Origin of the sequence: Thiohalocapsa marina (genome assembly GCF_008632335.1) — a bacterium.
In the GTDB taxonomy this organism is placed as follows: domain Bacteria; phylum Pseudomonadota; class Gammaproteobacteria; order Chromatiales; family Chromatiaceae; genus Thiohalocapsa; species Thiohalocapsa marina.
In genome coordinates, this window is the sequence record NZ_VWXX01000003.1 from 1 (window position 1) to 12,671 (window position 12,671).

Here is a 12,671-nt window from a genome sequence, read left to right on the forward strand (position 1 = left end):
GCCCGGTCAGCGTGTCGTGTGCAGGGTGAACAAGCGCAGTGTGTAGGGTGGACAAGCGCAGCGCCGTCCACCAGTGGCCTGTGGCGGATGCGCTTCGCTTATCCGCCCTACCGTGCATCCGTGTAGGTTATTTCTGAATCGTGCCTTAGGGCTGGCTCAGGGCAGGATGCGGATGGGCGTGCCGTCCTTCACCAGTCGCCAGATCTCGTCCATCTCGTCGTTGGTCACGGCGATGCAGCCGTCGGTCCAGTCGCGATCATCGTACTCCCGGGCGACACGGGCAGAGGTCAGCCAGTTGGGGCGGCCGTGGATCATGATCATGCCGCCGGGGTCAACCCCCATGGCACGGGCGGCGGCGCGGTCCCGGGCATTGGGATAGGAGACGTGGATCGACTTGTAGTAGCTGCTGCGCGGATTGCGCCAGTCGAGCACGTATTCGCCCTCGGGGGTGCGTTCGTCGCCCTCCTGCATCTTGTGCCCCACCGGCTGATCGCCCAGGGCGATGCGGTACTCGCGCCGCACCTGGCCGTCTTCGATCAGTTCCAGCCGACGCTCCGCCTTGCGTACCACCACGCTGTCGACCCGCTCGATCTCCGGCGTGGTCTGTCGCGCGGCACAGCCGTGCAGTAACGGCAGCACCAGCAGCAGGACGAATGGCGTGACAGCGGCGGGCGCCGCGGGAATGTGTCCGAACTTCAGGGGGGGAAAGGGCATGGCGTTGGTCGATGGTGGATCCGGTTCCAGCCGGAATCTTATACCCAGCCGGCATGAACCGGAAACCTGCCCATTACGGTGACCGCTGGCGACTGACGACTGGCAGCCCTGCGCAACCGTTGGGCGAAGTTTGAAGTTTGAAGTTTGAAGTTTGAAGTGTGAAGTGTGAAGGCAGGAGGCTGGGGGCTGGGGCTGGAGTCTATAAAAAAACTCCCTCTTGCCTCTGCGTTCTCTGCGCCTCAGCGGTTAATCGAGCCGCGTCCAGGGACGGCATGCGCAATGCTGGCGGCTGGCGGCTGGCGGCTGGCGGCTGGCGGCTGGCGGCTGGCGGCTGGCGGCTGGCGGCTGGCGGCTGTGTTAGCATTTGCCCGGTCTTCGCCATGGAATCGCCGTCATGCTTCGCTTTCTCGCCCGTTTTCTGGTGTTCGTGCTCGCCGTGTTGCTGATCGTTGCCGTGGCCGGTCCGCTGCTGGTGGACCCGACGCCGGCCCCTGGTGCGACCCGGGCGGAAACCGTGGCAACGGCGGACAGCCGGTTCGTGTCGATCCCCTTTGCCGGCACGAACGGCCTGAATCTGCACTATCTGGACTCGGCCATCGATCCGGCCGTCGCTCCCTCCATCGATTCGGCAATCGGCCCGGCGGCGGCACGGGCAGCGGACGGGCGCGAACTGACATTCGTGCTGCTGCACGGGTTCACCTTCAATGCCTTCACCTGGAACCACACCCTCGGCACACTGGCCCCCTTTGGTCGGGCGTTGGCCTATGACCAGATCCCCTATGGCCTCAGTGCGAAGCCGCTGCCGGGGACCTGGAGCGGCCCCAACCCCTACGCCAAGGCGTCGGCGCTGGAGCAGCTGTTTGCCTTCCTCGATGCGCTCGGCATCGAACGGGCCGTGCTGGTGGGCAACTCCTCCGGCGGCACGCTGGCCCTGGAGGCGGCGCTTGCGGCGCCGGAGCGCGTGCAGGGGCTGATCCTGCTCGGCCCCTGGGTCCAGTCCCAGCGGCCCAACCTGCCGGACTGGTTTGCGACCCTGCCGCAGATGCAGCGCATCAGCCTGCTGCTGGCGCGCTACCTCGGCGGCAACAGCCCGTTGCTGGACTATTCCTACGCCGATCCGACCCGGATCGACGACGAGCGGCGTGCCCTGACCGGAATCCATCGCCGCATGGCCAACTGGGACGCGGCCTGGGCGGCCCTGCTGACCCATTCGCTGTCCGAGCCGGTGCTGATCAGCCAGCACCTGGAGGCCATCACCCAGCCGGCCCTGGTCATCTCCGGGTCGGTGGACCAGGTGGTGCCCATTGCGGATACCCGTGCCACGGCCGAGGCGTTGCCGAACGCCACCCTGGAGATCCTGCCCGGCTGCGGCCATGTTCCCCAGGAAGAGTGCCCGGACCAGGTGGCCCGGGTGGTGACGGACTGGCTGCGCACGGTGTCGCTGCCGTGACGGCCAGGTCCGTCTCGGATGCGTGAAGATCCTGATGACGAGCCCATGACGGGGGAGGTGAGGGATGCATCAGCGATGTCTGGTATTCGGTGCCAGCGGCTACATCGGCAGTCACCTGGTACCGCGCCTGCTGGCGGAGGGCATCCCGGTGCGGGCCAGCAGCCGCAGCCGGGCATCGCTGGAGGCGCGCGGCTGGCAGGGGGCGGAACTGGTGGAGGCAGACGCCCTGGAGCCGGCGACGCTGGACGCCGCCCTGGCCGGGGTGGACATCGCCTACTACCTGGTCCACTCCATGGGGGCGGGCAGGGACTTCGGCCGGCTGGACCTTGCCGCCGCGGCCAATTTTGCCGCTGCGGCGGAGCGCGCCGGGGTTGACCGCATCGTCTATCTGGGCGGCCTGGTGCCGGATGACGCCGACAGCGAGCACATCGTCTCGCGCCGCGACACGGGCGACGTGCTGCGGCGCGGCCGGGTGCCGGTGATCGAGCTGCGCGCCGGCATCATCGTCGGACCCGGCTCCGCGGCCTTCGAGGTCATGCGCGACCTGGTCTATCATCTGCCGGTGATGATCACGCCGCGGTGGGTGCAGGCCAAGTCGCCGCCCATCGCGCTGGACAACCTGCTGATGTACCTGGTGCGGCTGCCGCAGATCGAGGCCGCCAAAGAGCGCATCTTCGACGCCGGCGGCGCCGAGACCCTGACCTACGCCCGCATGATGCGCATCCTGGCGGAGGTGGGCGGCCGGCGGCCGCCGCTGGTCATACCGGTGCCAGTGCTGACGCCGAAGCTGTCGTCCTACTGGCTGCGGCTGATCACCGCGGTGCCGACCAATATCGCACGGGCCCTGATCGAGGGGCTCAAACATGATTTCCATGCCGACGACGCCGAACTGCGGCGACTGGTACCGCAGCATCTGCTCGGTTTTCGCGAGGCCGTGGAGGCGGTGTTTGCCGCCGAGCGCGCCAGCGAGCCGGTGGCGGCGCGTTGGGTCGAGGGGGCCTTTGCCGTGCGCAAGCAACGAATCGATTACGCCTATTATGCCAAGCGCGCCGGCGCCAGCGCCGAGACCACGGCATCGCCGGAGGCGGTTTGGGAGGTGGTCTCCGCCATTGGCGGCGACACCGGCTACTACTACTTGGACGGCCTCTGGCGGCTGCGCGAGCTGCTGGACTGGGTTGCCGGCGGGCCAGGGCGACGGCATGGCCGGCGCCATCCAACGGATCTGCGCGTGGGCGATCGCGTCGACTCCTGGAAGGTGCTGGGTCTGGAGCCCGGGCGGCGCCTGAGCCTGGCGTTCGGCATGCGCGCACCCGGTGCCGGTATGCTCGAATTCGACCTGAAGCCGCTCGACAACGGCGGCACCCGCCTGTCCATCACCGCCTACTGGCATCCGGCGGGCGTCTGGGGCCTGCTCTACTGGTATGCCTTCGCCCCCGCCCATGGGGTCGTCTTCTCAGGCACCGCCCGCGAGATCTGCCGTCGCGCGGAGGGGCATTAGGATCCGGCCGAGACGCCCGCCCCTGCGCTGCGCTCACTGACCACCGCCTGCACGGCGCTGAGTATCACCTGTGGCTGCGCAACAGCGACGCCCTGTGTCGCATGACCGATTCCCCTTTACCGAACATGACGCTGGCACCGGGCTTTGTATCACCGCCGCCCGCCGCGACCTCATCTGTACACCCCCGAGGGATCGTATGAACAACACGGAACAGCAATTCCTGAACGATCTGGACGCCAAGCTCTGGAAGGCCGCCGACAAGCTGCGCTCCAACCTCGATGCCGCCAACTACAAGCACGTGGTCCTGGGGCTGATCTTCCTCAAGTACGTGTCCGATGCCTTCGAGGAACGGCAGGAATCCCTGCTGGCGCTGTTCAAGACCGACAGCGACGACAACATCTACTACCTGCCCCCACCAGAAAAGACAGACAGCGACTTCGACAGCGACGAGGCGTATCAACAGGCGCTGCAGGACGAGCTGGAAGTGCTCGATTACTACCGGGAAGCCAACGTGTTCTGGGTGCCCAAGGCGGCCCGCTGGGGCACGCTGAAGGAAAAGGCCGTGCTGCCGGTAGGCACTGTGCTTTGGCAGGACGACGCCGGTAACAACGTTAAACTGCGCTCGGTATCGTGGCTGATCGACAACGCGCTGGAAGAGATCGAACGCAGCAACACCAAGCTCAAGGGCATCCTGAACCGCATCAGCCAGTATCAGCTGGACAACGACAAGCTGCTGGGCCTGATCAACACCTTCTCCGACACCTCGTTCACCAGGCCCTTGTACAACGGCGAGCCGCTGAGCCTGCACAGCAAGGACATCCTCGGTCATGTGTACGAGTACTTCCTTGGTCAGTTCGCACTGGCAGAGGGCAAGCAAGGCGGCCAGTACTACACCCCCAAGAGCATCGTTACCCTGATTGTGGAGATGCTGGAGCCCTACAGTGGGCGTGTCTACGATCCGGCCATGGGCTCTGGCGGCTTCTTCGTCTCCAGCGACAAGTTCATCGAAGAGCACGCCAAGGAACAGCACTACGACGCCGCCGAGCAGAAGAAGCACATCTCCGTGTACGGGCAAGAATCCAACCCCACCACCTGGAAACTGGCCGCCATGAACATGGCCATCCGGGGCATCGACTTCAACTTCGGCAAGAAGAACGGTGACACCTTCCTCGACGACCAGCACCCGGACCTGCGCGCCGACTTCGTGATGGCCAACCCGCCCTTCAACATGAAGGACTGGTGGAGCGAGTCACTGGCCGAAGATGCCCGCTGGAAGTACGGCACCCCGCCCAAGGGCAACGCTAACTTCGCGTGGATGCAACACATGCTGCACCACCTTGCGCCGACGGGCAGCATGGCCCTGCTGTTAGCCAACGGTTCCATGAGTTCCAACACCAACAACGAAGGTGAGATTCGCAAGCGCTTGATCGAGGAAGACCTTGTCGAGTGCATGGTCGCCCTGCCGGGGCAGCTGTTCACCAACACCCAGATCCCCGCCTGCATCTGGTTCCTGACCAAGGACAAGAGCGGCAAGGACGGCAAGAAGCGCGACCGCCGCGACGAAGTGCTGTTCATCGACGCCCGTAACCTCGGCTACATGCGTGACCGTGTACTACGTGACTTCACCGCCGATGACATCCGCAAGGTTGCAGACACCTTCCATGCGTGGCAGTCCGGTGAGGGTTACGAAGACGTGGCCGGGTACTGCGCTGCCGTCGACTTCCAGCAGATTGAGAAACACGACTTCGTGCTGACACCGGGCCGCTACGTCGGCGCACCGGATCAGGAGGACGACGGCGAGCCCTTCGCGGAAAAGATGGCTCGACTGACCGGTCAGCTACAGGCACAGTTTGCTGAAAGTGACCGGCTGGAAGCTGAGATTAAGCGGAATCTGGGAGGGCTGGGGTATGAGTTCTGAACAGGCTGGCATTTTCGAACACCTGTACCACAACCTGCCTGAAGACTGGCAGCTGTTGTCGCTGCCCGTTGCAGTAGACTTTCAAGAAGGTCCCGGAATCCTTGCTAAGGACTTTCACCCAGAAGGGATACCTCTGCTACGTTTAGCATCAATAGCAGGGCCTGTAACCAACTTTGCGGGATGTAACTACTTAGACCCTGCCAAGGTGTCGCAAAAATGGGCGCACTTTAAACTGTTGGCAAAGGATATACTCCTCAGCACCAGCGGAAGCCTCGGCCGAGTGTCAGAGGTTTCTGCTGAACAGGAAGGTAGTATTTGTTACACAGGTATAATCAGGTTTAGGCCGAAGTCAGACTTAGTGCGTCGCCATTACATTAAGTATTTTTTGCAGTCAAACTCTTTCCGCCAGCAAGCGGTTGCCAGTGCTTCAGGGTCTGTACTCAGTCATTTTGGGCCAACGCACCTAAAACAGATGAGCTTCCCACTGCCCCCCGTTCAGTATCAAGACTTCATTGATTCACTCCTACGCCCAGTAGACGACAAAATCCAGCTCAACCACCAGATCAACCAGACCCTCGAACAGATGGCGCAAGCGATCTTCAAGAGCTGGTTCGTCGACTTCGAGCCGGTCAAGGCCAAGATCTCTGCACTGGAGGCAGGCGGCACTGAAGAGGACGCCCTGCTGGCCGCCATGCAGGTGATCTCCGGTAAGGACGCTGACCAGCTGGCTCAGATGCAGGCCGAACAGCCGGAGCAGTACGCCGAACTGCGCACCACCGCTGAACTCTTCCCGTCCGCTATGCAGGACAGTGAGCTGGGCGAGATACCGGAGGGGTGGGAGGCAGGCAAGCTGAAAGACATAGCACATTACCCAAATGACAGGATTTCGACCGATGTCCTCTCACTAGACACCTACGTCTCTACCGAGTGCATGATCGAGAACAAGAAAGGCGTATCCGCCGCCGCGTCTCTACCGACAGCAGTAACTGTTCCCAGCTTCAGGACGAACCAAGTCCTCGTCTCCAATATACGGCCCTATTTCAAGAAACTCTGGCTTGCACAGTACGCGGGTGGGCGCTCACCTGATGTTTTGTGCTTTGAGAGTACCAACCCTCAAGGGCATGGGTTCCTTTTCAACGTGCTGTATCAAGATCATTTCTTCGATTACATGATGCGCACATCCAAAGGAGCCAAAATGCCCAGAGGGGACAAAAAGGCGGTCATGGAGTTCGACCTAACGATTCCCTCAAGCGACTTAGTTGCTCGATACTCCCAGCGCATCTCTGAGTTCTACGAATTTGCGGCGGTCAAAAAGTCTGAAAACGAAATGCTCACACGATTACGTGACGCACTGCTACCCAAACTCCTGTCCGGCGAGCTGACCCTGCCCGACACCGAAGTCGCTCAAACCGAGCCACAGGACGTTGCCAATGCCGCAGTCTGACCAGCAACAGGTCCACCTGTTCGTGTCACAGGATGGCCAAGCTCAGCTTGAAGTCGCACTGGATCAGGAGACCGTCTGGCTCAGTCAGGCGCAGATGTGTGAGCTATTCGGACGTGACCAGTCGGTAATATCCCGCCACGTACGCAACGTCTTCAAGGAAGGGGAGCTGCCCCCAGAAAGCAATATGCAAAAAGTGCATATTGCCGGTTCGGATAAGCCGGTCGCCCTGTACTCGCTTGATGTAATCATATCGGTCGGCTACCGCGTCAAGTCGCAGCGTGGCGTCCAATTCCGCCAATGGGCCACCAGCGTGCTCAAACAGCATCTGGTGCAGGGCTATACGCTGAACCAGAAGCGGCTGGCCGAGCGTGGCGTCGAGTTTGAACAGGCAGTGGCCCTGCTGTCACGCACGCTCAGCAACCAGCAGCTGATTGCCCCATCCGGCGAAGCCGTTGTACAAGTGATCAGCGACTACGCCCGTTCATGGAGCCTGCTGCAGGGGTATGACGAACAGAGCCTGAGCGACATTGGTGTACGTCAGGACAGCATGCAACCGCTGGCACTGGATGATGTGCTGGCCGCGATTGCTGCACTGAAGCAGACGCTGATCGCCAAAGGCGAAGCCACCGAGCTGTTCGGCAAGCTGCGTGGTGACGGGCTAGCATCGGCGCTGGCAACCATCGAACAAGGCTTTGGCGATGAACTGTTCTACCCCAACGTGGCCAGCCGCGCCGCCCACCTGCTGTACTTCGTGATCAAGAACCACCCGCTGGCAGATGGCAATAAGCGCAGCGGCTCCTTCCTGTTCCTCTGGTACTTGCGCCTGAACCAGCACCTGTTGGCACGCCCGGTGGAGCAGCTGATCAACGACAACACGCTGGTAGCATTGGCCCTATTGGTGGCCGAGAGCCTGCCGGACCAGAAAGAACTGATGATCCGCCTGATTGAGCACTTCATTCTGCTCAAGTAGGCATGACCGACCAAGGGAATGACCGATGAACGAAGATCAACTGGAACAGCTCTGCCTTGAGTGGTTTGCCGAAAATGGCTGGGAGGTCGCCCACGGGCCGGACATCGCCTGTGACGGGCCAACGCCCGAGCGTGCCGACTACCGGCAGGTCCTGTTACTGGCTGATCTGGAAGCGGCCATCCGTCGCATCAATCCGCACCTGCCGGAATCGGCTGTGGAGCAGGCGGTCGCGCTGGTCAGCAAGCCCGACAGCCTCGATCTGATCACTAATAACCGAACCTTTCATCGCCTACTGCTGGAAGGTGTGTCTGTTGAATACAAACGCGACGACAAGCCGGTACATGATCACGCCTTTCTGATCGACTTCGAAGCGCTGGAACACAACCGTTTTCGCACCATTAACCAGTTCACTATCGAGGGCAGCAAGCAGTTGCGCCGCCCGGATGTAGTCTGCTTCATCAATGGTGTGCCCATTGCAGTGCTGGAGCTGAAGAGCCCCGGCAGTGAGACCGCCGACATCTGGGACGCCTTCAATCAGATCCAGACCTACAAGGACGAAGTGCCGGAGCTGTTCGTGTACAACGAAGCGCTGGTGATCAGTGATGGCTACACGGCGCGCTTGGGCTCCCTGACCGCCAACCAAGAACGCTACCTGCCGTGGCGGACCATCAAGCACGAAGACGACAAGCCGTTGTTGGAGTGGCAGTTGGAAACACTGGTGCGCGGCTTCTTCGACCGCGAACTGCTGCTGGATTACATCCGTTACTTCGTGCTGTTCGAGACCGACTCCGACCGTCTGATCAAGAAGATCGCCGGATACCACCAGTTCCATGCGGTGCGCGAAGCGGTGAAAGCCACCGTGATTGCCGCCGAGCATGTGGACGGCATCGGCGAGCGCCGTGCTACCTATGCAGAAAGGGTAGTGCCTGGCAGCAAGAAGGCCGGGGTTGTCTGGCACACCCAGGGCTCCGGCAAAAGCATCTCCATGTGCTGTTACGCCGGCAAACTGCTGCAACAGCCGCAGATGAACAACCCCACGCTGGTGATCGTCACCGACCGCAACGATCTGGATGGCCAGCTCTTCGCCACCTTCAGCGCCGCTAGGGAGCTGCTGAAACAGACGCCGGTACAGGCGGAAGACCGCGACACCCTGCGCGAGCTACTGGCAGAGCGTGAGTCCGGTGGCATCATTTTCACCACCGTGCAGAAGTTCGCGCTGTTGAATGACGAATCCGGGCACCCGATTCTGAACGACCGCCACAACATCGTGGTGATTTCGGACGAAGCCCACCGCAGCCAGTACGGCCTGAAGGCAACACTGAAACAGGACGGCAGCTACAAGTTCGGTTACGCCAAGCACATGCGCGATGCCCTGCCCAACGCCTCCTTCATCGGCTTCACCGGCACACCGATTTCCAGCGATGACAAAGACACCCGTGCCGTGTTCGGTGACTATGTGTCGATCTACGATATTCAGGACGCGGTGGCCGATGGGGCTACCGTCCCCATCTACTACGAATCCCGCCTGGCCAAGCTGGACATCAATCGCGAACTGATCGAAGAACTGTCCGATCAGGTGGATGAGGTGGTCGAAGACGAAGAAGACGTCAGCACCCGCGAACGTACCAAGGGCGAATGGAGCCGACTGGAGAAGCTGGTGGGCGCCGGCCCGCGTCTGCAGCAGGTTGCGGAGGATCTGGTCAACCACTTCGAGACCCGCACGGCCAGTATCGACGGCAAGGCGATGATCGTCGCCATGAGCCGCGACATCTGCGTGCAGCTATACGACGCGATCGTGCAACTGCGCCCCGACTGGCATGACGACGACCCGGAAAAGGGCGCGATCAAGATCGTGATGACCGGCTCGGCGTCGGACAAGGCCGAACTGCAGCCGCACATCCATAACACGCAGACCAAGAAGCGCTTCGAAAAGCGGTTCAAGGACGTGAACGACCCGCTGAAACTGGTGATCGTGCGCGACATGTGGCTGACCGGCTTCGACGCCCCCTGCTGCCACACCATGTACATCGACAAGCCGATGAAGGGCCACAACCTGATGCAGGCGATTGCCCGCGTGAACCGGGTGTTCAAGGACAAGCCCGGCGGGCTGGTGGTGGATTACATCGGCATCGCCAACGAGCTGAAGCAGGCGCTGAAGACCTACACCGACGCCAAGGGCAAGGGCGCGCCGACCCATAGCGCCGAAGAGGCCTACGCCATCCTGCTGGAGAAGCTGGACATCATCCACGGCATGTTCGCCAAGGGGCCTCAGGGCGACGGCTTCGACTACAGCGCGTTCGAGACCCAAGCCCACAAACTGCTGGTCGGAGCCGCCAACTACATACTGGGGCTGCCCGACGGCAAGAAGCGCTTCCTTGATACCGTACTGGCCATGACCAAGGCATACTCCCTGTGTGGCACACTGGACGAAGCCCGTGCGCTGCAGAAGGAAGTGGCGTTTCTGTCCGCCGTGAAAGCCGCTATCACCAAGGGCACCAGTGTTGACCGCAAGCTGACACAGGCGGAGAAGAACTCGGCCCTGAAGCAGATCCTGGACAACGCCATCGTGGCGGAGGGCGTGGACGACGTGTTCGCGCTCTGCGGCCTGGACAAACCCAACATCGGCCTGCTGTCGGATGAGTTCCTGGAAGACGTGCGCCAGATGCCGTACCAGAACCTGGCCGTCGAGCTGCTGGAAAAACTGCTGAAGGACGACATCAAGGCCAAGACCCGCAACAATGTTGTCCAAGAGAAGAAGTACGCCGACCGTCTGCAAGAGACCCTGCGCAAGTACAACAACCGCGCCATCGAGACGGCCCAGGTGATCGAAGAGCTGATCGCCATGGCCAGGCAGTTTCAGGAGGAGATGGCCCGCGAGGCGGCACTGGGCCTGAACAGCGACGAGATCGCCTTTTATGACGCACTGGCCAACAACGAAAGCGCCGTGCGGGAGCTGGGCGACGCGATCCTGAAGCAGATCGCGGTCGAGATCACCGACAAGCTGCGCAAGTCCACCACCGTGGACTGGCAGGTGCGCGAAAGCGTCCGCGCCAAGCTGCGTATTCTGGTGCGGCGCACCCTGCAGCGCTACAAGTATCCGCCCGATCAGGCACCGGAGGCCGTCGAGCTGGTGTTGAAGCAGGCCGAGGTGTTGTCGAACGGGTGGACAACATGAAATCGTGCCGCTCCTTTTGCTGAACTGTGCTGTCGCGATGTTCTGAAAGATGAGCGTCGTGGCGATGTGCAGTGCGCGGGACACGTATGACAAGGGAGATTGCAGTGAAGAAGATCAAGTGGGCGTATGCAGGGCTGATCGTGGTGCTGAGCCTGCTGTGGTGGCTGGCCGATCCGTTGTTGCCGAATGGCTATGAATACTTCGCCCTGCGCACGGTGGCGATCAACTACACCGGCATCCTCGCCATGGGCGTGATGAGCGTGGGCATGATGCTAGCGCTGCGCCCGGTGCGGCTGGAGCCGTTGCTAGGCGGGCTGGACAAGTTTTACCGTCTGCACAAGTGGTTGGGCATTACCGGGCTGTTGATGGCCGTCATCCACTGGCTGTGGGCGCAGGGCACGAAATGGGCGGTGGGCTGGGGTTGGCTGACCAAGCCGGTGCGCGGCCCGCGCCCGGAGCAGACCGACCCCATCCTGCAGTTCTTCCAGCAGCAGCGCGGGCTGGCCGAGTCCGTGGGCGAATGGGCCTTCTACGCCGCCGTCGTGCTCATCGTGCTGGCGCTGGTCAAGCGCTTCCCCTATCGGCTGTTCGTCAAGACGCACCGTCTGCTCGCGGTCGTGTATCTCTTCCTCGTCTTCCATTCGGTGGTGCTGCTGCCCTTCGGCTACTGGGGGCAGGGCATGGGGCTGGTGATGGCTGTGCTGATGGCGGGCGGCAGCGTGGCAGCGGTGGTGTCCTTGCTGCGCAGGGTGGGCCAACGGCGCAAGGTGGTGGGCGAAATCGACGAGCTGGTGCATTTCCCGGAAAACAAGGTGCTGAAGGTCAGCATCCAGTTCAAGGGGCTCTGGCCCGGGCATCGGGCCGGGCAGTTTGCCTTCGTGACCTTCGATCCGGCTGAGGGCGCCCATCCGTTTACGATCTCCTCCGGCTGGAAGGATGACGGCCGGCTGTTCTTCCTGATCAAGGGGATCGGCGACTACACCGCGCGCTTGCCTGAGCTGCTCCATGTGGGTGACATGGTCACCGTCGAAGGGCCCTATGGTCGTTTTGCCTTTGCCGGTGGCAAGCGGCGACAGATCTGGGTGGCGGGTGGCATCGGCATCACGCCCTTCATCGCGCGCATGAAGCTGCTGGCGGTGGAGCCGGATGGCCGTGCGGTGGATCTGTTCTACAGCACTGCGGTGCTCGACGAAGCGTTCATCCGCCGCTTGCAGCGCGACGCCGAGGCGGCGGGGGTGAGCCTGCATGTGCTGGTCAGTACCCGTGACGGCCGGCTGGATGTACCGCGCATTTGCGCCGCCGTGCCGGCGTGGTCCGAGGCGGACGTCTGGTTCTGCGGCCCGGCCGCGTTCGGCCAGGCGCTACGCGAGGGCTTCGTCGCCCAGGGTCTGGCGCCGGGCGACTTTCATCAGGAGTTGTTTGACATGCGCTGAGCGGGGCATTGCGCGGCTTCAGCCAGGTCTATGACCCGGGTAGCCAGACCGCTTTCTGCTCGAGCGCAA

The 12,671-nt window shown here is 62.2% G+C and carries 8 protein-coding genes; 7 read left to right on the forward strand and 1 reads right to left on the reverse strand.

Annotation, left to right across the window (positions count from 1 at the left end; genetic code table 11):
* Positions 1 to 156: 156 nt before the first annotated feature.
* Positions 157 to 714, reverse strand: coding sequence for a L,D-transpeptidase family protein (locus F2Q65_RS02920; RefSeq protein WP_150090264.1), 558 nt, complete (start codon positions 712 to 714; stop codon positions 157 to 159).
* A 394-nt stretch (positions 715 to 1,108) separates the two neighbouring features.
* Here F2Q65_RS02920 and F2Q65_RS02925 point away from each other — a divergent pair, with 394 nt between their 5' ends.
* The 7 genes from F2Q65_RS02925 to F2Q65_RS02955 all read left to right on the forward strand — a co-directional run bounded on the left by F2Q65_RS02925 (position 1,109) and on the right by F2Q65_RS02955 (position 12,602).
* Positions 1,109 to 2,164: an alpha/beta fold hydrolase gene (locus tag F2Q65_RS02925; protein ID WP_150090266.1), complete on the forward strand. Its 1,056-nt coding sequence runs from the start codon at positions 1,109 to 1,111 to the stop codon at positions 2,162 to 2,164.
* A 64-nt stretch (positions 2,165 to 2,228) separates the two neighbouring features.
* A complete protein-coding gene (locus F2Q65_RS02930; RefSeq protein WP_150090268.1) occupies positions 2,229 to 3,662 on the forward strand; it encodes a DUF2867 domain-containing protein in 1,434 nt (477 codons plus the stop codon).
* Between the two features lie 196 nt (positions 3,663 to 3,858).
* Positions 3,859 to 5,580 carry a class I SAM-dependent DNA methyltransferase gene (locus tag F2Q65_RS02935; protein ID WP_150090270.1) on the forward strand — a complete coding sequence of 574 codons (1,722 nt, stop codon included), beginning with the start codon at positions 3,859 to 3,861 and terminating at the stop codon, positions 5,578 to 5,580.
* A complete protein-coding gene (locus F2Q65_RS02940) occupies positions 5,570 to 7,024 on the forward strand; it encodes a restriction endonuclease subunit S (RefSeq protein WP_150090272.1) in 1,455 nt (484 codons plus the stop codon). The genes F2Q65_RS02935 and F2Q65_RS02940 overlap by 11 nt, the downstream gene beginning before the upstream one ends.
* The gene (locus tag F2Q65_RS02945; protein ID WP_150090274.1) at positions 7,011 to 7,994 is read left to right on the forward strand and encodes a virulence RhuM family protein/type II toxin-antitoxin system death-on-curing family toxin; all 984 of its coding nucleotides are present in this window, start codon (positions 7,011 to 7,013) and stop codon (positions 7,992 to 7,994) included. The genes F2Q65_RS02940 and F2Q65_RS02945 overlap by 14 nt, the downstream gene beginning before the upstream one ends.
* A gap of 25 nt (positions 7,995 to 8,019) precedes the next feature.
* A complete protein-coding gene (locus tag F2Q65_RS02950) occupies positions 8,020 to 11,169 on the forward strand; it encodes a type I restriction endonuclease subunit R (protein WP_150090276.1) in 3,150 nt (1,049 codons plus the stop codon).
* A gap of 104 nt (positions 11,170 to 11,273) precedes the next feature.
* Positions 11,274 to 12,602 (forward strand): ferredoxin reductase family protein, encoded by a 1,329-nt coding sequence (locus F2Q65_RS02955; RefSeq protein WP_150090278.1) that lies wholly within the window; start codon positions 11,274 to 11,276, stop codon positions 12,600 to 12,602.
* Positions 12,603 to 12,671: the final 69 nt, after the last annotated feature.